This window comes from Allocoprococcus similis (assembly GCF_054660775.1).
Genome location: NZ_BAAHSG010000016.1, coordinates 168,793 through 190,018, shown reverse-complemented (window position 1 = coordinate 190,018; position 21,226 = coordinate 168,793). Strand labels below are relative to the sequence as shown.

Sequence of the window (21,226 nt, the reverse complement as noted above, 5' to 3'; positions counted from 1 at the left end):
ACCTTCTTTCTACTAATTCTAACTGCTATACCTGAATTTTCTTCAGGCTCTTTGACAGTTCATACAGCTTTGTCTTAATACTTGTATCCACAACTCTGTCACCGATACGGATCACCATTCCGCCGATCAGAGAAGCATCTACCTGATAATTCATCTCAAAGGATTCATATTTTGTCGTCTGAAGAAGCCGCTGCATGACTGCTTCTTTCTGTGCCTCGCTCAGTTCTACTGCTGTAGCGATATATGCAATCCCGATTTTCTTTTCTTCTTTTACAAGTCCGATAAAATATTCAAATACAGAATCAATCTTGCTGTAGCGCCCTTTTTCGATCATCAGCTTCATCAGCTCTACAATCTCATTTGAAACACGTCCGCGGAAAATCGTCTCGATCATCTGCTCTTTGTCTTCACGCATAACTCTCGGATTTCCGAGAATCTTCTGAAGCTCTGCATTTTCTTCGAGGATCACTCCGATACTCTGTACTTCCTCGAATATCTCATCCATTTTTCCGCAGTCACGGGCAGCTTCAAACAGGGCGTCACCATATACCTTTGATACTAGCTTAGCCATGTCTGTTCTCCCATTTCTTTTAATGTCTCTTCGATCAATTCATCCTGTACACTGGTATCGATCGAAGCTGCTACTACTTTACCTGCCATTGCTGATGCAATGGAGATCATCTCCTGCTTCATATCATCAAGCGCACGCTTCCGTTCCAGTTCGATCTCATTATTGGCACGTGTGATGATCCTTGCTGCTTCTTCTTTTGCTTCTGCAACAATTTCATTTTCGGTCTTCATCGCTTTTTTCCGTGCTTCACTGAGAATAACCTGCGCCTCTTTATCGATTTCTTTTAATTTCTGTTCGTATTCTTCTTTGTAAACGGCTGCCTCTTTCCGGTCATTCTTTGCTGACTCCTGTTCATCAGCAACTCTCTGCTTTCTGTCTTCCAGAAGTTTTCTTACCGGTTTGAAAAGCAGATATGACAGAAACGTGAACATGACAAGCATACTGAGTGCCATGACACAGGCATCAAAAAGAAGCTGCGCATCCAGATTAAACAAACGTTCCAAGGCGTTGCCTCCTTTCTCTTATTTTACAGGCAAAACCCTTTTTACAGCTTTCCAAGAAGCGGGTTTGCGAACAAGAGAATAAGTGCAATAACCAAACTGTACAGACCTGTTGTCTCTGCTACTGCCTGTCCTAAAAGCATTGTAGACGTGATGTCTGATCTTGCTCCCGGGTTACGTCCTACTGCAGATGCACCATGACCTGCTGCAATACCCTGTCCTACACCAGGACCAATACCTGCGATCATCGCAAGTCCTGCGCCGATTGCTGAACACGCTAAAACTAAAGCTTCATTTGAAATATTACCCATAATAATTTTCCTCCTTAATCACTGCAAACCTGATACTGTCTGAACTTAGATCCCAGTTTGCTTTTTACTCCGCTGACGGCATCTTGTCATTGATATATACCATCGTCAGCATACAGAATACATATGCCTGAATTGCTCCCGAGAACACATCGAAATAGATGTGTAAAAATCCCGGCCATGCCCATGCGATCTTATACAGAAGACCGTAGATAAGTCCCATGATTACAGTACCGGACAACACATTTCCAAACAGACGAAGTGAGATGGAAAATGGTGCTGCGATCTCCCCGATCAGATTGATTGGGAACAAGAACGGCAGTGGTTTGAACAGGCCTGTAAATGCCTCAATTTTGTTGTATTTGATGTTATTGAACTGAATCAGCACAAATGTGATAAGTCCAAGTGGAAGTGTTACACCATAATCTGCAGTTGGTGGCCTAAGCCCCAAAAGTCCCGATAGGTTTGCCACAATCAAAAACAAAAACAAAGACCCGATATAATTCCGGAACGCCAGTCCGTTTTTCCCCATGCTTCCTTTTACCATATTGTCAAGCATCTCAACAATAAGCTCGGCAATATTCTGCAGGGTTCCGGGTTTGCCTTCGGCATCGCTCAGCTTAGCTCGGACAACCAACGCAAAAATCAGCAGTAATAACGCTACGATCAATATGCTGACATGTGTAGTGGTGAGCCATAACTCCTGCCCAAATAACTGGAATTTAACGAGACCGTGAATTTGAAAATCCGGCTCCTTAGCTGCCAGCATTCCTAAGCTGTTCCCCACGCGCTCTACCTCCTTTACTTAGTTTTTTTGAATTTAGCGAAAAGCTTATGCATAATTGGCTGCAAATATGCCGCAAGCTTTAAACTCATAATTCCTGCAAACAGTGTAAGTACATTCGCAATCCGAAGCCAGCTGACGGCTATAAATACTACAACTACAACCAGATATCTTATCGCGTAAGATTTCTGCATGTATCTCTGTGCTTCCTGTTCTCCATAAAGTACCGCCTCATCCAACGAGTTTTTCATATGGATTACCATGAAAACACCTGCAGCCACCCCGATCCAAAGCCCTGCTGTCATTCTCAGATGATCCCCTGGGATAATCAGACATACAATCTGTGCGATTATTCCATACAGAAGCATAATGATGATCATATCCTTCAGTACGGTATTGTCTGTCTTACTCATGTTGTTTCATTCCTCCCTGCTCAATTTTTGTTTTTGTCTTCCGGATCTTCATTCGCATGTCTGGCAAGTACCCATGCATTGCGCAGACCTGCCAATACACCCATTATCACCAAAGGGATAAAAACTGGAAAAGAAACCTTCTTTTCCAGCCATGTACCAAAAAAAGTGCATAGCAAAATGGGAATCAGTATACTGATGCCTAACTGACTGATGAGTGCAAAGGTTTTAAATACGCTTTGTTTATATTTCATGATACTTATCTCCATTCTCTATATCACTTTCCATTTATTATATCCTTTTTTATGAAATATGTCCACCGTTTTACATGCGATTGTATTTTTTCTTATACAATTTCCAAATATTGTCATCACTTTTACCAATAAATGTCAATAAATGCGTTGATTATTTAAAATATTTTATATAGTCATTTTTTCACAATAGTAAAAGTGCTGCAAAACGTTTTTAGCCTTGCAGCACTTTTTTATTCATCCCATTCCAGTCTGTGGAGATGTCCTTCTGTATTCATTCCGGCAAACCCATTCTGCCGGAGTGCTTCATATAACACGATCGCAACCGAATTTCCAAGATTCAGCGAACGGATATCTCCGATCATCGGAATCCGGATGCTGTCTTCCTTGTGGTGGCAGAGGATTTCTTCCGGAATCCCTGCACTTTCTTTTCCGAACATGATATAGCAGTCCGGTTCATATTTAACATCCGTATAAAGATTCGGTGATTTTGTAGTTGCCATGTAAATCTTCGCTCCCGGATTCTTTTCCATAAAATCCCGGTAATCAATATAAGTTGTCACATCCAGATGTTCCCAGTAATCCATCCCTGCCCGTTTCAGGTTCTTTTCATTTAACCGGAAACCAAGTGGCTCGATCAGATGAAGTCGGGTATTCGTCGCCACACAGGTCCTTCCGATATTTCCGGTATTTGCCGGGATTTCCGGTTCAAAAAGTACAATATTAAGCATTTGCATTCTCCTTCATTTCGTAAATTCGTGCCAATTCGTCCGGTGCCGGTCTGTCGAGAAATCTTTTTTCTCCCCCACCCCAGATGATCCGCTCGTTTCCTTCTGTCGTGTGTCCGATGATCTCTGCCGGAATACCTTCCCTTTTCAGTCTTTCCTTTAGTTCTTCACCCTTCGGTGTCACCATAAGAACCGCTCCTGTACTGGTAAGCTGATAAGGATTCAGATGAAATACTTCACAGACTTCTATCGTTTCCTGACGTACCGTCATTTTCTTCATCTCTACTGAAAGTCCAATTCCTGCACCTTCTGCCATATCCCAAAGTGCTGCAAGAATCCCTCCTTCTCCGATCGGATGCATCGCTGACACCCCGTTCCGACCGGCAATCTCCATTGCCCTGTCACTGAAAATTTCATCTCTCATATCTTCCAGCTTATTTAAGAATCCCGGCGCAAACCGCTCTGCCAGAGCCGCCCCTTCTTCCCGCATGATCCGTAAGGTTCCTTCCATACCAACCCATTTAACCAGGACTATCTCTTCTCCTGCTTTTGCCGATCTGCTCGCAAGCAGCTGTTCTTTTTTTGCCTCACCGTGTGCTGTTACATGAACAATACTCGTCTGGATCCCATTTACACTTTGCGCATCCGCAAAGAAAATCCTGAGACTTTTTTCTTTACATATCTCCGAAATCTCCATCATCATCGCTTTTAATCTGGACTCATAGGCAAACGTCGGAAGCATGATCCGTACACTGATTCCATATGCCCTCGCCCCTCTTGAAGCCAGCTGATTCACCACCTGCGCTATGGCAAATACACCAAGATCTTTTTCATTTCCGGCTAACGAAACATCTGTTGCGATCGTAAGCCGCTCTTCATTTTCATCTGCCACATAACAGGTTTCTTCCTGTGATGGTTTTAAAAGAGCTGTATCTTCTATATTATCCTGTATCTGTTTTAAAACTGAACGCCGATAGACAGTCTGTGACACTCTTCCTGCTTTCATATCTTTATCCTCTTTCTCTCCTGCCATTTTTTGTGGCAGATTCCTGCTTTTTATTACTTCAGAGTAGATGCCTTGCTGATCGCCGCATCGATCTTCTCCTGATCCTGTGTTGCAATTGCTTCTTTCACCAGTTTCGTTGCCTCTGCATTATCTGATTTTGTACCGACTTTCACAGTAACATCTGAAGTCTGATAAGTACTGTTATTGATTACTTCCCGACTGACTTCTTCTCCGTTTTCATAAGTAACTTTCCAGAGTCTTGCTGTACTTCCGTCCATTCCGGTTCCTTCTGTTTCCTGTGAGCCGACTGCGCTTTCCGTATCTTCTACATATTTTGTCGTATACTTTGTCGTTTCCAGTGTCTCACTCTCAAATTCTACAGAATGTCCCGCATCTCTGGTATCTTTTCCGTAAATATAAAAGCCAAGCTGGTTGTTACCGTCAATATAACCTTCAATCAGAATTGGTGTATCATAATTATTAACAAATTTAAAATCACTGATTCCTTCCGCTATCATTGCATCCCTTGATGGTTCTACATAGCTGACACTCATGGAATGCGGTGCGCGCTGGGTGACCTCCAGTTCCGCATAAAGAACCGCATTATAAAGCGTCGTCGATACCTGACACAGTCCGCCTCCGATACTTTCTACAATCTGTCCGTTCTCATAGGCACTTCCTGCCACATAGCCATTCTCTTCTGTGTAAGGAAGTGTGGCCTGTTCCACCGAAAATTCTTCTCCCGGCATAACAACAGTTCCGTTGATCAGTTCTGCTGCACGTCTCAGGTTCTGCACACGATCTCCCCATCCGGCGTTTGTTGTATAAGAGCCAAGCTCATCCTGCAGAGACTCCAGATCTGTCTTTTTAATCGTCGGCTTTTCCGTATCCAGCTTTAACTCGACTTCTGCGTCCTCGTAATTCCATTTTTTATTCATGAAGTTCTTAATCTTCTTCACAGATTTATCTACATCAACCGTATAACCTTCTGCTTCATCTGTCAGATTAAATCCGCTTCCATTATAGGATGCCGATGCATTGACCGCTTTCTGTTCCAGCGGAACCGCACGTTCCTGGATCAGCTCTCTGAGTTTTGCTTCATCAACTTTAAAGCTTTCATCTATAACATATTTCTTCTTATTCAAATTATGTATCTTCCGATAGCGGTTCCAGATGCTTCCATTTTTTCCGTATCCGACCGCCTTTTCTGCAAGCTTATCAATATTTTCTACTTCCGCTCCCATTTCCTCGATTGACACATCTGCGCCCTGATCTTTTACCTTCAGTACAAGCTGCTTATTCCGATAATCTCCAAGTGTATTGTTTACCGCTTTCACTGCCTCTTCCTTGGTCATCCCGGATACATCTGTCTTCCCAATAAAAACATTTTTGCAGATATGCTCCTCATCCACCTTGCTCACATACCGCCATAATGTGAACTGAATCACGGAGAAAATAATTACGATGGCTGCAATAACCGTAATCCCTACATGCAGATTTCTCTGCCGGATACGCTTTTGTGCCTTTTTACTTAACTGTCTCTTTTTCTTTTGTGCCGCCATCAAAAAATCCTCCTGATGTTATATGATATATGGAATAATTGATGTTGCTACCATTGCAACAATCACAACAAGAATAATCACTGCCGCTATCTTACGTGTCTGTTTTGGATTAAACACTTTTTTCACCTCAAATCACACATTTGTTTTCATTCTATACTTTTTCATTTCTTTTTTCAAGATATCCCTTGGTACTGTCAGTTGCCTTTGCTGCCGAATCACTGTTCCTCTACCGGGATCCCTCCTGTTTACATAATTCCCGGATTTCCTCTGTAACACGAAACACCTTTGCCTGATGATCCAGCGGGTTCCGGTTCTGGTAGTCAAACAGAAGCACACATTCTTCCTCTTTCATATCCCCCAGAACATCATAAGAAAACCTCTCGATATGCGTCATTTTTCTAAGCTGCCGCTTCTCCATATTTTCATAATTTTCCAAATAACGCCTCTCTTCATCCTCACGGTCATAGAACAGACGGAACTCTTCTTTGGAAATCCGCTCATCGCCTGCAAATAACGGACGGCTCTTTGCATTCTCTCTCAGATAAAAGTCCAGTGTCAGAAGCTGCTTATACGCCTCACATCTTTCTGCATCATAAAACCTTGCAAAATCATACAGGATCTCATATCTTGCCGTGCGTGCATGACTTAAGGTATCCAGCCCATTTTCTTCATAATACTCTGCCAGCTTTTCAAAAAGCGTAAATGGTCTTTTAAATTGTCGGATCAGATAAGGAAGCGTGTAACAGAACTGCCTGCTGTTATAGTAAGTCTCCACCATTTCCTCGATCCCTTTCAGGCGCAGGGTATCCTCATATGGAAGCCACTTTGTATACAAAACTTCATACGGTGGCATTCCTTTATAAACCAGTCCGTAGTCGTCTTTCTTCTCTTCCATATAAGAACCCTTCAGCACTTTCAGAAAACCAAGCTGCAGCTGCTCCGGTTCCAGTGCATAAACATCATCAAAGGATTTTCCAAAGCTTTCATAATCTTCATACGGCAGTCCTGCGATCAGATCCAGGTGCTGATGTACATTACCATAAGAATTGATTCTCCTTACCACTTCTGCAACCTGTTCAAATTTCATTGTCCGGTGAATCTCACGTATCGTATCCAGGTTGGTAGACTGCACACCGATTTCCAGCTGGATCAGCCCTGGCCGCATGGTTTTTATCAATTCCATTTCTTCTTCATTCAAAAGGTCTGCCGCAACCTCAAAATGGAAATTGGTAATGCCGTTATCATGCTCTTTGATATAACGCCAGACTGTCATGGCGTGACCATGTTTGCAGTTAAATGTACGGTCTACAAATTTAACCTGAGGTACTTTATGATCGATAAAAAACTGCAGTTCTTTTTTTACCAGTTCCAGATCACGGAACCGCAGACACTTATCTATAGAAGAAAGACAATAACTGCACGAAAACGGACATCCGCGGCTTGTCTCATAATAAATAATCTTATGTTCAAAAAGCTCCATATTCTCATATACAAACGGAACCTTACTCAGATCCATGGTCTTGCGCCATTCATTTTCCACAATCTGCCCGGTCTGTTCCCGGTAAACGATTCCTTTCATATTCTGAAGTCCGTCCGCTGTCTTGTTCTGGTAAAAGTGTAAAAGATCGCAGAAAGTCTGCTCCCCTTCTCCTTTCATGACGCCATCCACTTCTGGCAGACGCTCCAGCACCTTTACTCCATCATAAGACACCTCCGGTCCGCCTATCCAGATGATGATCTGCGGCATCACCTTCTTGATCTCCCTGCAGATCTCTTCAATATAAGTAAGATTCCAGATATAGCAGGACAGACAGAGCATGTCCGGCTTCCTTTTGTAGATATCCCGCAGAATTTCATCGAGCTGCTGATTGATCGTATATTCTCCAATACTGATCTCATCTGACGCATCACCATACTTTTCCGCATATGCTTTCAGACAGTAGACTGCCAGATTGGAATGTATATATTTCGCATTGACTGCACCTAAAAGTACTTTCATATCGTTTCCTTTCCGTTTCCAAAAAGTTTTATCTTTAGTATCATACTCCATTTTCAGATTGGCGTAAACTAAAATGATAAAATAAAATCTCCTCAGATACATTGACATTTTCACAAAAACACGGTAAAATAATGTTCTGTGCAGCCGGGGTGCTAGCGGTACCCTGTACCTACAATCCGCTATAGTGGGGGTGATGCTGTGCCGAGGGCTTTACTTGTCAAAGCTGCCTCTGGTTTGTGGCGTTGAGATTTGGGTCTTACGCGGCGGGACTCTGTGAACCGTGTCAGGTCGGGAACGAAGCAGCACTAAGCAGAACCTCTCGGGTGCCGTAAGGTAGCCTGGGTTGAGTTTACAGCCAGAGTAACGTTTGGTAGGCTTTAGTTCGACGCACAGCGCACAGAAAAAAGGAAATTACAAAAGCTACGGATTTTGCTTCCGTAGCTTTTTTTCATGCAATAGAACCTGCCTTTAACAGGTTCTTCGATTAATGGTTTTCTTCCGGCATATTTGCTGATTCCTGTTCTTTCTTTTTCATCTTCTGCTTCTTGCGCAGTTCCTTGAAAAAGCTCTTCATCATCTGTGAGCATTCTTCTTCCAGAACTCCTGTCGTAAGCTCTGACTGATGATTAAACGCTTCCACCTGTAGAAGATTCAGTATAGAACCGGCACATCCCGCTTTCGGATTCATACATCCAACAACCACTCGTGGAATCCTTGCCTGTACAATGGCTCCGGAGCACATCTGACATGGTTCCAGCGTCACATACAAGGTGCATTCTTCCAGACGCCAGTCGCCCATTACCTTGCTTGCCTTTTTGATCGCAGTAATTTCTGCATGTGCAAGGGGATTCTTATCTGTTGTCCGCCTGTTGTATCCTCGTCCGATAATTTTTCCCTGATATACGATCACACACCCAATCGGCACTTCCTCAATCTTCCATGCTTTTTTCGCCTGACGGATCGCTTCCTTCATGTATTTTTCGTCTTCGGTCAATATCTGCCGCATCTTCCTTCTCCTTTATTTCTTTTCGAATCACTGCCCCTACCGGTCTGCACCAGTAACCGAAATGTTCTTCATCTTCAATTTCATATTCTTCCAGATCCAGTTCACCATCAGACGGCTTCATGAACTGATTGAATCCGAATGCTCCTGCCGCCCGCTGCTCACCCGGAAAATAAAGTCCCGGAACCCCAATCCAGCATTTCCCTTCTTTTTCAAATGATACCAGATGATGGTAATTATAATATCCATGGAGAAGAAAATGATTATTCGCAAGCTTCCATTCCTTTCGCGGAAGTCCGGCAATCTCCTGTCGGGTGATCTTATAGATGATATCCTTTGTGGTTTTTGGTGGTAAATCTGAATTTGCGTTCTGAGAGTTTCTTTCTTCCGGCACATTTGGATTGCTTTTCGATTTCCTAACTGCATCTGTGTTTTTATCTTCCGTAATCATCCTGCTAACATCTACCGGTCTCGCCTCATCCCAGACTGCTCCGTAATATCCTGCATCCGCTCCGTTTCCAGTCCGAAGGATCATTCCACCAATCTTGCCAAACTGTCCATCTCCTCCCACATCGTCTGTCGTATAAATCAGCTTGTAGCCAAATGCCGCCTGTGCGCCTCTGATCTCTCCCATCCGGATTCCAATACACTTGCCATCCTCTTCATAAAAGAGATATATTTCCAGTGTACGTCCTCCTGCCACCGGAAATCCTCTCCCATAAATCTGGATTTCCGCTGTATCTGTCTGTTCAAGAACCTTCACAAATCCTGTATTTCTTGTCCTTTTTCCATTCTGATATTCATATAAGTACCGGATAAATCTTTTCATAATCTAGCACCTGCACCTTCCTTCTAACTGCCTGTTCTAAACTATTCTGACTTTCCGGTAAAAATTACCATTTTTAAAAAATCAGAGCGGAATCTTCCGCTCTGACAAATAACTCGGTGATTAATCCAGATAAATCGGTGGCTCGTAGTCTTTTCCCATCGTAGCTTTCTTTCGCTCTTCTACCCCAAGGAACGCCCACTCTGTCATATCTGTCCACTTGTGATCTTTCCGGTCATATACCTGTACATAACCGATTCTGTGTGGATGCATACGCACACTGTTTGTCCGATACTCATGTCCGGTATATGGGTTCACATCTCCATTTACCAGATCTTCATCAATATCCTCCCGACGCTTGATCGGCTGGAAATCCTGCGGCCATCCGGAAGATTTCTTTTCCTTTTTCGGAGTGATCAGCTTTGTGAGCTTTGAAAACGGAGAATGCTTCTCCTCGTGAACCTCTTCCGCTGCCGGTTCTTCTGTCTGGTCAGCTTCTGCCTGGTTCTCTTCATCAGCCGGCTGCTCCTGATATGCTGCTTCCGCATCCACTGGCTGTTCTGTACAAGCTGGCTGTTCCTCATATACAGTATCGTCTGCCTGCACTTCCGCTATATCTGCAGTTTCTTCCGTATAAACTGGTTCGGAAACCTCTTCTGGAATTACTTCTTCAGCTGCTTCAAGAACTTCTTCCGGTTCTGTGTATGGCTCTGCTTCTTCTGTCGGAACCTCCTCTTCCAAAGCTTCTGTCGCCACAGTATCTTCTGAATCTGCAGCATCTTCTGCCTCTTCAGATTCTTCATATACTTCCTGAGTCTCTGCTTCTTCTGCAACCGGCTCTGCCGCATCCAGTTCCAGTTCCATCTGTACCGCTTCTTCCTCTGGTTCCGCACCGGTCTCCTCGAGCATATCTACAAACTCGCCAACCGTAATATCACGTTCTACACTCTTCTTTGCCTCTTCTTTCGCAGCTTTTCTTTCCTTTTTCGCTGCAAGCTTCTCAAGCTCTCTTCCGGTCGCCATCTCATCTTCATCAGAATCTGCTTTCTCTGAATCCGCATTTCCCAGAATACTGAGCTGGAACGGGCATCCAAGAATGTCTGCGATCATACGCATATCCTGCTCCTGAAAATTATCTCTGCCAAGCCGCTGTGTCAGATTCTGACGGGACATCTTTTTCCCGGTTCTTGCTTCGATTTCTTCCGCAAGCTCTTTAATCGTCATATCTTTTCTGCTTAAAACAATTTTTACCTGCTCCCCGAATGTGAGACTAATCATGTATTTTTCCTCCTTTTCTCCCCGTATAAATATATCTTCTTTCTAAATACAGACTTATTGCTTTGTTAACTTAAATCTTTCTTGATAAAGGAATCTTTTTCACTTATCTTTTATTCTAGCAAATGACATTTTATCCGTCAACACCTAATAAATGCGCCATTTTTTTTGTATTTTTTCAAAAAATAATTTGACAAATCAAAATCAGTCGCTATAATAAAGCGTATCAAGAACGAAGGCGTTCCCACTTATGAAGGGAGCGCCTTTTTTGTTCTTTCTTTTAGAATGAGAAGGAGGGAATCAGTTATGAAAAAACTAGAAATCGTTATCCAGCCGGAAAAACTGGAAGCCCTGAAGGCAATCCTGGACGCTTCCAATGCCAGCGGTGTTATGATCAGTAACATTATGGGATATGGTAATCAGAAAGGACACAAGAAAATTTACCGCGGTGCTGAGTACAGCGTAAATCTTCTTCCTAAGATTAAAGTAGAAACTGTTGTTGATCCGGAGGTTGCAGAACCTCTGATCCAGAAGATTGTCGAAGAGATCAAAACCGGCGCTTACGGCGATGGTAAGATTTTCGTTTATGAAGTACAGGATGCAGTAAGAATCCGTACAGGCGAACGTGGATCTGCTGCTCTTTAGCCAAAAAATATATGTGAATCAAAATAGTGTTGAATATTGTTATCAAAGAGGATAACTGCAAATGAACTGCCTGTAGATCATTCATTGCAGCTATCCTTTTTATTTGAAATGGAGGATGTTAAATATGGGATTATCTGATTTAATTGCAGGCGGAATGGATGCAACCGCCGCCACTGAACTACTGTTAAATGTCGTCTGGACAATTGTCGGCGCAACGCTTGTTTACTTTATGCAGGCTGGTTTCGCAATGTGTGAAGCCGGTTTCACACGCGCCAAAAATACTGGAAACATTCTTATGAAAAATATGATGGACTTCGTACTTGGAAGTTTGTTCTTCTTTATCTTCGGATTTGCCATCATGCACGGAACAGACTGGAACGGAATCATCGGTGTCAAAGGATTTTTTAATCCGACAACACTTGCCGATGCCGACGGACTCTTTAACGGACTTCCGATCGGAGTCTTCCTCATTTTCCATACTGTATTCTGTGCTACAGCCGCTACCATCGTATCCGGTTCCATGGCAGAACGTACAAAGTTCCTTGCTTACTTATTATATAGTGCAGCGATCAGTATTTTCATCTACCCGGTAACAGGTCACTGGATCTGGGGCGGTGGCTGGCTCTCCCAGATGGGATTCCACGATTTTGCCGGTTCCACAGCAGTCCACATGGTTGGTGGTATCTGCGCACTTGTAGGTGCCAAAATCCTTGGACCTCGTATCGGAAAATATGATAAAGAAGGAAATGTCCGTGCAATTCCGGGACACAACCTTTCTATTGCCGCACTCGGTGTATTTATCCTCTGGTTCTGCTGGTTCGGTTTCAACTGCGGCTCTACCACAGCAGCTTCCACAAACCTTGGTGATATCGCAATGACAACCAACCTTGCCGCTGCTGCCGCAACACTTGCAACACTCGTTGTAACCTGGATCCGCTACGGAAAACCAGATGTGTCCATGACATTCAACGGTTCCCTCGCTGGACTTGTAGCAATCACCGCCGGATGCGACACCGTCAGCAACTACTCCGCAATCATCATCGGACTCATCGCCGGCGTTCTCGTCGTATTCTCCGTAGAATTCTTCGACAAAGTAGCCAAGATCGATGACCCGGTAGGTGCGATCAGTGTCCACGGCGTATGCGGTTTCACAGGAAGTATCCTCGTCGGAGTCTTCTCCCCGGAATACACCTTCAAAACCCAGGTAATCGGTGTCCTTTCAACCGTAGCCTACGTCCTCGTAATGGCAATCATCGTATTCACCATCATCGATAAAACCGTAGGTCTCCGCGTCACCAAAGAAGAAGAACTCGACGGCCTCGATATCCACGAACACGGCTGCTCAGCTTATGCAGACTTTAACTTTCGTTTATAGCCGGGCGAAGTAAGAAAAAAAGATATAGCCACTGGAATGCTCGCATTTCAGTGGCTATATCTTTTTTTCTTAGTGAGCGGCTACGCGACTGAGGAAAGTCGTCAGACTTTCCGAGGTCTCGCCCGGCGGATGTCTTGAACTACCTTCATTATTCAACAGCCACTGAAACTCTTCCATTTCAGTGGCTATATCTTTTTTTCTTAGTGAGCGGCTACGCGACTGAGGAAAGTCGCCAGACTTTCCGAGGTCTCGCCCGGCGGATGTCTTAAACTGCCTTCATCATTCTACCACTTCTTATTCTTCAACACGATTGCTGATTTCTTACCCATCATCAGTGATATATTTCCATCTTTCACAATATACTCTTCAAACTCACCAATATATCCATCTTCATAAGAATACATCACTCGCGCCATATTATGCCCTTCGGCAACTTCTGCCTGCCATACCGGAACTCTTACTTCCTTCAGATGATCTGAATTATTGATAATAACCACGATCTGCTCATTCCCCCAGAATCTTCCGTAAGCCAGAAGATCCGGCTCCGCTTTCAGCATCTTGATCGAACCCTTTCTGAGAGCCAGAGACTTTCTGTGGATCTGGATCATCTCACGGTAGAAATTGATCAGATCCCGTTTTTCTCTTCCCCACGGATAAGTTCTCCGGTTATCCGGATCCGTGAAACCACAAAGCCCTGCTTCATCTCCATAATAAAGGGTCGGTGCTCCCGGCCAGGTCATCTGCATGATGATCGCTTCCCGCATAACTGCAAGGCTTACCCCTTCTTCTGCCGCACGCGATCCAAGCTGTCCCACACGGCCAACCTTGTGGTTGGTACGCGTCAGGAAACGGGAATGGTCATGGTTTGACAACTGATTCATCGCCGTCTGAAGTGACGGTGTCATCATATTTGCCATATGATGCTTCATCGCATTCACAAAATTGTCTGCATTTCCGAGAAGATCACCGCGATATTCATCACTGTGCTTCTCCATCCCGGTCAGGAACCAGGTGACCGGCTCCATAAATGCATCGTAATTCATAACGCTGTCCCATTCATCGCCCTGCAGCCAGTCACTTGGATCTCCATAGTGCTCGGCAAGGATCAGTGCATGTGGATTTGCTTCTTTTACTGCCTTACGGAATTTCTTCCAGAATTCATGATTATACTCATTGCTTCTTCCAAGGTCTGCTGCAACATCCAGTCTCCATCCGTCTACATTATACGGCGGTGAAACCCATTTCTTTGCGATACCAAGAACATACTCTTCCAGCTCTTTTGAATCTTCATAATTCAGCTTTGGCAGCGTATCGTGTCCCCACCAGCCGTCATAGCTTCCATTGCCCGGCCATTCATTCTCCCCGGTGCGGTGGAATAGGAAATAATTCCGGTACGGACTCTTTGGTGACACAAAAGCACCTACTTCGTAACCATCGGCGCTCTCGTAGATCAGCTCTCTGTCCAACCATTTATTGAAAGAACCACAATGGTTGAATACGCCGTCAATAATGATTCGCATTCCCCTCTTATGGAGTTCTTCTACCAGCTTGATGAACAGCCGGTTACTTGCTTCCAGATTCTCTTTTCTGGTGGTTCTTGTCCGGTAACGGTCCGCATGGATATTGTTATTTTCTCCCGGAGCCAGGAGCCTTCCTTCATCGACTTTAATTTTACCGACATGCGGATCAATATAATCGTAATCCTGTGTGTCATATTTATGATTAGATGGTGATACAAATAGTGGATTACAATAGACAACTTCTACTCCAAGTCCATGCAGGTAATCCAGTTTATCAATGATCCCCTGGATATCTCCTCCGTAAAATTCCCGTACATCCATCGGCTGCGGATCCCGGTACCAGTCATCTACATGATGAACCTGCTCTCCAATATAAAAGTACTCTCCCGTCTGTACATCATTATCCGGGTCGCCGTTACAGAAGCGGTCTGTATAAATCTGATACATGACCGCTCCTTTTGCCCAATCCGGTGCCGTAAAGCCCGGCACGATTTTAAAATCATAATAATCCACAAGTTTGCTCTCTGCTCCCCACTTATTATAGTAGCAGATCTCATTTCCTGATCTGATCTTAAAATGATACCGGAATGGTTTATCTTCTAATTTGTATTTCACTTCATAAAAGTCAAACGCCTTATTTGAGATTACTTTGTTCATTGGAATGCATAGTTCGCGGTTTTCCAGATAGACTTCATCTACATCGTGAGCTGCTGTACGGAACCACAACTGAAGTTCATCTCCTGCCTCCGGTTCCGGCGGACTCACATACGCCTCTGTTCCATCACAAAACAATGCTTCTTTTTTCATAATCTAGCCTCTATTCTTCAAATAATGCTTCAAATTCTTCTCTTGTAATCTTCTCTTTTTCAAGAAGCAGATCTGCGCATTTATAAAGAACATCTTCGTGCTCTTTAATAATAGTCTTTGCACGGTCATAACATTCATCAATGATCCGCTTCACTTCACTGTCGATCGTTGTGGCAACCTGTTCACCATAACCTCTGGATGTATGACCAAAATCTCTTCCGATAAATACTTCATCATTATCATCCCCATAGCTTACAAGACCAAGTGCTTCCGACATACCGAACTTCGTTACCATGGATTTGGCGTATGCTGTTGCCTGCTTGATATCCTGGGATGCCCCGGTTGTAATATCATCAAAGATCAGCTCTTCTGCCACACGTCCACCGAGTGATACGGTAATATCCTGCAACATCTTTCCTTTAGTATTGAACATCTCATCCTTTTCAGGAAGCGGCATCGTATATCCGGCTGCCCCGACACCGGTAGGAATGATCGACACGCTGTACACCGGCCCTACATCCGGAAGTACATGGAATAAGATGGCATGTCCTGCTTCATGGAATGCAGTGATCTTCTTCTCTTTATCCGAGATCACACGGCTCTTCTTCTCTGCACCGATTCCGACTTTTACAAATGCTCTGCGGATATCATCCTGCTGCAGATACACTCTTCCATCCTTTGCTGCAAGGATCGCAGCCTCATTCAGAAGATTTTCCAGATCAGCTCCGGTAAATCCTGCCGTTGTTCTCGCAACCTGTTCCAGATCCACATCATCTCCGAGCGGTTTGCCCTTGGCATGAACCTGAAGGATTTCCAGACGTCCCTTCACATCCGGTCTGCCGACCATGACTTTACGGTCAAAACGTCCCGGTCTTAAGATCGCCGGATCAAGAATATCGACACGGTTGGTTGCTGCAAGCACGATGATTCCTTCGTTCGCGCCAAAACCATCCATCTCTACGAGGAGCTGGTTCAGCGTCTGCTCTCTCTCATCATGTCCGCCGCCCATACCGGTTCCACGACGTCTTGCCACGGCATCGATCTCATCGATAAAAATAATACAAGGTGCATTTTTCTTGGCATCCTCGAAAAGATCTCTTACACGGGATGCTCCGACACCGACAAACATCTCCACAAAATCAGAACCTGAAATGGTAAAGAACGGGACACCTGCTTCTCCCGCAATTGCTCTTGCAAGAAGTGTCTTACCTGTTCCCGGAGGTCCTTCAAGAAGGACACCTTTCGGGATTCTGGCTCCTACCTGCGTATATTTTCCAGGGCTCTTGAGGAAATCCACGATCTCTGCAAGCTCTTCCTTTTCTTCCTGCAGTCCGGCAACCTGTGCAAACGTCACATGGTTTTCTTCCTGCGTGCTCATCTTCGCTCTGCTCTTTCCGAAATTCATCGCTTTTGCATTTGATCCGCCCTGACGATTCATCATCATCACAACAAATACCATGATGCCTGCCATCAATATGATCGGAACCAGTGTTGTTGACATCCAGCTGTCCTGCGGGACATTGTCCACACTGTAGGAAATGTCATAAGATTCAAGCAGATCCTCTGCACTGTTCACATCGGATACATGAAGCTGTTCGATGTCATCATTCTTCAGCCGGATCTTCAGTGTCCCGGTCGGTGCGACTTTGTTCTGCTTGATCTCTACACTTTCTACCTTCTCTTTTTTCAGATCTTTCTGAAAATCCTGATACGTGTATGCTGTCTGCTGCACACCCGACTGGCTCATAAACCAGTACACACCTGCCAGCACTAGAACACAGAGCAGAATCGAAAGTCCACTGATTCCTCTTGTCTTATTATTATTCAAAACCTGCTCCTTCCACCTGTTACATCTCTACAATTCCGATGTACGGTAAGTTTCTATATTTTTGTGCATAGTCCAGACCGAATCCTACCACAAATTCGTCCGGAATATTAAATCCGACATAATCTACATGTACGTCGCGCACACGACGATCCGGTTTGTCAAGAAGTGTACAAAGCTTCATGCTCTTCGGTCCTCTCTTCCGAAGGATGTCAAGCAGATAATAAAGAGTACGTCCTGAATCTACGATATCCTCAACAACAATTACGTCTTTTCCTTCCAGAGACTCATCCAGATCTTTTGCGATCTTAACAATTCCACTGGACTGGGTTCCGTCACCATAGCTGCTGACACTCATAAAGTCCATTGTTACCGGCACCGTAATCCTTTTTGCCAGTTCACACATAAAAAACACTCCACCCTTTAAAACACAGATCAGATGAACCTGCTTTCCCGCATATTCTTCACTGATCTTTTTCCCAAGTTCTTCAATTCTGGCATTTACTTCTTCTTCCGGAATTAACATTTTCACTTTCTCGGCCATTTAAAGTACCTCCATTTATCGTAATTTCTAATATTTTTGTTGTCTGCTCTGTCACCTGGTATGCCTTGCTCTGCCGGCAGCCCACAATCCATAAAATCTCGTTTCCCTCTGCGATCAGAGGAATTCCGGCACGTTCTGCCGCTGGTATTTTTTTATTGATAAAATAGGATTTCAGCTTCTGCCTTCCTCCGCTTTCATCAATTACAATAAAATCGCCAGCCCTTCTGGTGCGTACAGCGACACTCTGTTTTATTATACCATAATCAAACCATTTCGTGTACGTTTTTTTCGGGATCTGGCATCTGCATTCTTCTTTTCCAAAAATACGGTAAGAAATTTCCCATTTCCCGTAAGTTATCTTTCCCGAAACCTGCTGCAGATCCAGAGTTTTCTCTTCTTCTGCCAATTCCGGACTCTTCTTTTTCCGCTTCAGTTCAATCCCTTCATAGGTTCTGCATGCGCAGACCTCATAAGGAAGATCCAGTCTTTTTCCTACCTGCTTTTCAAACAATCCCTCCAGTTTTTCTATATGAACCTGCTCCAGATCTTTTTCATGTCCTGCCACCAGTGCCAATGCTTTCCGGAGAATCATTTTCCGGATCAGCCGTTCCTGTCTGTGATATGCCTCTGCATGGATGCAGATCTTTTCTCCATTTCGGGCAGTACATATCTGATATGCACTTTCCGTCTGCCGTTCCATATAATCCCAGATCTCCCTGAGCTGATCCATAGACCGGTTCATATGCTCCACAGTTTTTTCATTGATATTTTCTTTAAAATACGGAATCACATGGTTACGGATGCGGTTTCGCATATATGCATCTTCCATATTTGTCGCATCAATGCAGTAAGGCATCTCCCGTCCCTTCAGATAATCCTCGATCTCTTTTCTCCCCACGCAAAGAAGCGGCCGTATATACATCCCGTTTACCGGATATATACCGCCGAGCCCCCGAAGTCCGCTGCCGCGGGCAAGATGCAGGAAAAATGTCTCTGCATTGTCATCCTGATGATGTGCCAGTGCGATTCTGGTTCCTCCCCATTCTTCCGCTGCCTGCTCAAATATTTTCCTTCGTGCAGTCCTTCCCGCCTCTTCTTCTGACATCCTGTATTCCACTGCCATTTTCGGAATATCCACCGATACACTTCTGCATGGGATTTCTTTTTTCTCACACAGTGTCTTTACAAATTCTTCATCAGCTTTTGCCTCTTCCCCACGGATCCCGTGATTCACGTGTACCGCAAGGATCTCAAATCCGATCTTTTTTCGCAGCTCTTCCAGTATCAGAAAAAGGCATACAGAATCTGCCCCTCCGGAAAGGCCAACAACAACTTTATCTCCTTTTTCAAGCATCTTCCACTGCCTGATATAGTTCTCTACTTTTTCTAACATGGTAAATTCCTCTCATCTTTTATCTACTGTAACACATCTTCCAGATTCCCGCTACAAGGACTGTCATATCATCTCCTGCTTTTCCGGCCGCCAGCTCCAGCACCTTATCCAGAATATAATTCGCCAGTTCCTCCGGATTCTCCAGCGGACTTCCCCCAATCATCAGATCCAGCAAATGCTCCTGCTCTCCTGCCGGAAGCGCATCCAGGATCCCGTCCGATACCATGACCACCACATCTCCGGATTCCAACTGTCTGGTTTCCTTTTCGCTTTGCTGTCTCTGGATCACACCCAGCGGAAGACTTTCCGAACGGATATGCTCCATCCCTTCTTTAGTTCGCAAAAATGTCTCTGCCGCTCCTGCTTTTACAAACTCACATTTTCCATTATAGAGATCAAAAATACTCATATCAACTGTAGAAAAGCGAACCTCTTCCCGTCCCATAACAAGAGCTGTATTGATCATGGAAAGTGCAGTTTCCACAGGAAATCCTGCTCCAAGAAGCTCTTCCAGCATTTCTACCAGCATCCCGCTTTCCTGTAGCGCCCTCTCACCAGATCCCATTCCGTCCGACAAAATTGCCGCCTCTTTTCCACCCGGAAGTGTCTTCATAAGAAAGCTGTCACCAGATATCTTTTGTCCGTTTTTTCCCATTTTTGCCACACCCTGCAGCACATAATATCCCGGTCCTTCCACACATACAATAGTTTCATACTCCTGTCCCAGAACCTGCCTCTCATTCTGAGCTGGGCACATCCTTCTCTTAGTACAGACTGATAAAAGCTCTGCCGCTTTTCTGGTTGGGATACAATTCCCCTTCTCACTTTTTACCGTTACATGAATCTCATATCTGCCATGCTCATCCACAAAAAAAACGGAACTCAGCATCCGGATCCCTGCCTTTTTGAAATGCTGTGCAACCTTTTTTGCAAGCGGCGGATCCGTAAAAATACTCGCATCCAGATCTCTCGTCACATGGCAGAGCATGTCCGCAAAAGAATCCAGCTGTGCCGCACATCCCTCACGGCTCTGTACCATCTTATTATTCCACACCAGAATCCTTTTTGCCTCCTGGAAAGTCTCCAGTGATTCTCGTAAAAACCGTGGTGCCTGAATGCACTCCCTCTGAAGATGCTGTTTCATCTCTTTATTCAGTTCTGCACCATATCCTTCAATCGTACACAAAAGATCATAAAAAAGCTGCCAGTGTTCTGCCTTCTTTCTCTCCAGACACTCTGATTTCCTGCTGCATCCTCTGCACACCTTTTCCGTAATCCGATCATACATTTCTGTCATTTCGTCGGGTGTAAAACACTGCTTTTTCGGCTCCATTTTCAGGAATCTGTCTGCCAGATGCCGAAGCGATACTGCCATCTTATCTGCCTGCGTTACATATGGACTTGTGATCACTTGCTCCTCTCTGTATTTAACCTCCATTTGCCACCACCCTCTAAATTTCTATGAACGAAAAAAGCTTCGGGATATTTTCTTCCCAAAGCTTTTCTTACGTTACTGCTGTGCGCGGAACAGAATCTCATTCTCCTTTACAAGTCCCAGCTTCTCTCTGGCAACTTCTTCGATGTATTCATCTGTTCCTACATATTTTTTCAGTTTATTAATTTCTTCTGAGCGTTCTTTTTCCGCATCGATCTGTGTCTGCAGTTCTTCTTCCTGCACCTTATATGCATCATTGCTCTTTTTGAGCGCCATCCCATGTACAATAACCATGCCGCATAATAATATAATAACTGCGGTAATCGCAACAATACTTCTTTTGTGCTTCTGAAGCCCGCTCCCCGGACGCTTTTTCCGGTTCTTCTTTAAGCTTCCCATCTAATCTATTCACCTTTCGCTATCAGTTGATCTTGTATAGCTTCTTACTACTAAACCCAT

General features: G+C 44.3%; 21 protein-coding genes and 1 other RNA gene. 3 read left to right on the top strand and 19 right to left on the bottom strand.

Annotation, left to right across the window (positions count from 1 at the left end; genetic code table 11):
• Window positions 1-25 precede the first annotated feature (25 nt).
• The 10 genes from atpH to ACYQ5K_RS08590 all read right to left on the bottom strand — a co-directional run bounded on the left by atpH (window position 26) and on the right by ACYQ5K_RS08590 (window position 8,119).
• A complete protein-coding gene (gene atpH / locus ACYQ5K_RS08635) occupies window positions 26-571 on the bottom strand; it encodes an ATP synthase F1 subunit delta (protein WP_008370066.1) in 546 nt (181 codons plus the stop codon).
• A complete protein-coding gene (atpF, locus tag ACYQ5K_RS08630) occupies window positions 559-1,074 on the bottom strand; it encodes a F0F1 ATP synthase subunit B (protein WP_173687945.1) in 516 nt (171 codons plus the stop codon). The genes atpH and atpF overlap by 13 nt, the downstream gene beginning before the upstream one ends.
• A gap of 41 nt (window positions 1,075-1,115) precedes the next feature.
• Complete coding sequence (gene atpE / locus ACYQ5K_RS08625; RefSeq protein WP_117557506.1) at window positions 1,116-1,382, bottom strand: ATP synthase F0 subunit C; 267 nt, start codon at window positions 1,380-1,382, stop codon at window positions 1,116-1,118.
• 64 nt (window positions 1,383-1,446) lie between these two features.
• Window positions 1,447-2,166 (bottom strand): F0F1 ATP synthase subunit A, encoded by a 720-nt coding sequence (gene atpB / locus ACYQ5K_RS08620; protein WP_022220233.1) that lies wholly within the window; start codon window positions 2,164-2,166, stop codon window positions 1,447-1,449.
• A 14-nt stretch (window positions 2,167-2,180) separates the two neighbouring features.
• Window positions 2,181-2,576, bottom strand: coding sequence for an ATP synthase subunit I (locus ACYQ5K_RS08615; RefSeq protein ID WP_173687946.1), 396 nt, complete (start codon window positions 2,574-2,576; stop codon window positions 2,181-2,183).
• Between the two features lie 20 nt (window positions 2,577-2,596).
• Window positions 2,597-2,827, bottom strand: a complete 231-nt coding sequence (locus tag ACYQ5K_RS08610; protein ID WP_173687947.1) for an AtpZ/AtpI family protein — start codon at window positions 2,825-2,827, stop codon at window positions 2,597-2,599.
• Between the two features lie 230 nt (window positions 2,828-3,057).
• Complete coding sequence (locus ACYQ5K_RS08605) at window positions 3,058-3,555, bottom strand: tRNA (cytidine(34)-2'-O)-methyltransferase (protein WP_117557510.1); 498 nt, start codon at window positions 3,553-3,555, stop codon at window positions 3,058-3,060.
• A complete protein-coding gene (locus tag ACYQ5K_RS08600; protein WP_173687948.1) occupies window positions 3,548-4,558 on the bottom strand; it encodes an AIR synthase-related protein in 1,011 nt (336 codons plus the stop codon). Before ACYQ5K_RS08600 ends, ACYQ5K_RS08605 begins: the two co-directional genes overlap by 8 nt.
• Before the next feature lie 53 nt (window positions 4,559-4,611).
• Entirely contained in the window at window positions 4,612-6,120 is a 1,509-nt protein-coding gene (locus ACYQ5K_RS08595) for a VanW family protein (RefSeq protein ID WP_173687949.1), read from the bottom strand.
• 226 nt (window positions 6,121-6,346) lie between these two features.
• Window positions 6,347-8,119: a B12-binding domain-containing radical SAM protein gene (locus ACYQ5K_RS08590; RefSeq protein ID WP_195230203.1), complete on the bottom strand. Its 1,773-nt coding sequence runs from the start codon at window positions 8,117-8,119 to the stop codon at window positions 6,347-6,349.
• A gap of 136 nt (window positions 8,120-8,255) precedes the next feature.
• Here ACYQ5K_RS08590 and ffs point away from each other — a divergent pair.
• Window positions 8,256-8,519, top strand: an RNA gene (gene ffs, locus ACYQ5K_RS08585) — signal recognition particle sRNA large type.
• Window positions 8,520-8,603: 84 nt separating this feature from the next.
• Here the strand turns inward: ffs and tadA are convergent.
• The 3 genes from tadA to ACYQ5K_RS08570 all read right to left on the bottom strand — a co-directional run bounded on the left by tadA (window position 8,604) and on the right by ACYQ5K_RS08570 (window position 11,226).
• Window positions 8,604-9,125, bottom strand: coding sequence for a tRNA adenosine(34) deaminase TadA (gene tadA, locus ACYQ5K_RS08580; RefSeq protein ID WP_195230200.1), 522 nt, complete (start codon window positions 9,123-9,125; stop codon window positions 8,604-8,606).
• Window positions 9,049-9,951 carry a hypothetical protein gene (locus ACYQ5K_RS08575; protein ID WP_173687952.1) on the bottom strand — a complete coding sequence of 301 codons (903 nt, stop codon included), beginning with the start codon at window positions 9,949-9,951 and terminating at the stop codon, window positions 9,049-9,051. The genes tadA and ACYQ5K_RS08575 overlap by 77 nt, the downstream gene beginning before the upstream one ends.
• Window positions 9,952-10,071: 120 nt before the next feature.
• Window positions 10,072-11,226 (bottom strand): hypothetical protein, encoded by a 1,155-nt coding sequence (locus ACYQ5K_RS08570; RefSeq protein ID WP_173687953.1) that lies wholly within the window; start codon window positions 11,224-11,226, stop codon window positions 10,072-10,074.
• 303 nt (window positions 11,227-11,529) lie between these two features.
• On the opposite strand from ACYQ5K_RS08570, the gene ACYQ5K_RS08565 reads away from it, so the two are divergent.
• Together ACYQ5K_RS08565 and ACYQ5K_RS08560 are read left to right on the top strand one after the other, a co-directional pair.
• Window positions 11,530-11,868, top strand: a complete 339-nt coding sequence (locus tag ACYQ5K_RS08565; RefSeq protein ID WP_173687954.1) for a P-II family nitrogen regulator — start codon at window positions 11,530-11,532, stop codon at window positions 11,866-11,868.
• A gap of 124 nt (window positions 11,869-11,992) precedes the next feature.
• A complete protein-coding gene (locus tag ACYQ5K_RS08560) occupies window positions 11,993-13,243 on the top strand; it encodes an ammonium transporter (protein WP_173687955.1) in 1,251 nt (416 codons plus the stop codon).
• A gap of 284 nt (window positions 13,244-13,527) precedes the next feature.
• On the opposite strand, the gene ACYQ5K_RS08555 is transcribed toward ACYQ5K_RS08560, so the two are convergent.
• The 6 genes from ACYQ5K_RS08555 to ACYQ5K_RS08530 form a co-directional block, all read right to left on the bottom strand.
• Entirely contained in the window at window positions 13,528-15,570 is a 2,043-nt protein-coding gene (locus ACYQ5K_RS08555; protein WP_173687956.1) for a glycoside hydrolase family 13 protein, read from the bottom strand.
• A gap of 10 nt (window positions 15,571-15,580) precedes the next feature.
• Window positions 15,581-17,398, bottom strand: a complete 1,818-nt coding sequence (gene ftsH, locus ACYQ5K_RS08550) for an ATP-dependent zinc metalloprotease FtsH (RefSeq protein WP_173687957.1) — start codon at window positions 17,396-17,398, stop codon at window positions 15,581-15,583.
• 19 nt (window positions 17,399-17,417) lie between these two features.
• A complete protein-coding gene (hpt, locus tag ACYQ5K_RS08545; RefSeq protein ID WP_117557526.1) occupies window positions 17,418-17,939 on the bottom strand; it encodes a hypoxanthine phosphoribosyltransferase in 522 nt (173 codons plus the stop codon).
• Window positions 17,884-19,332: a tRNA lysidine(34) synthetase TilS gene (gene tilS, locus ACYQ5K_RS08540; RefSeq protein WP_173687958.1), complete on the bottom strand. Its 1,449-nt coding sequence runs from the start codon at window positions 19,330-19,332 to the stop codon at window positions 17,884-17,886. The genes hpt and tilS overlap by 56 nt, the downstream gene beginning before the upstream one ends.
• A 19-nt stretch (window positions 19,333-19,351) precedes the next feature.
• Window positions 19,352-20,770, bottom strand: coding sequence for a SpoIIE family protein phosphatase (locus tag ACYQ5K_RS08535; protein ID WP_173687959.1), 1,419 nt, complete (start codon window positions 20,768-20,770; stop codon window positions 19,352-19,354).
• 72 nt (window positions 20,771-20,842) lie between these two features.
• Window positions 20,843-21,166 (bottom strand): FtsB family cell division protein, encoded by a 324-nt coding sequence (locus ACYQ5K_RS08530; RefSeq protein ID WP_008370019.1) that lies wholly within the window; start codon window positions 21,164-21,166, stop codon window positions 20,843-20,845.
• Between the last annotated feature and the right edge of the window lie 60 nt (window positions 21,167-21,226).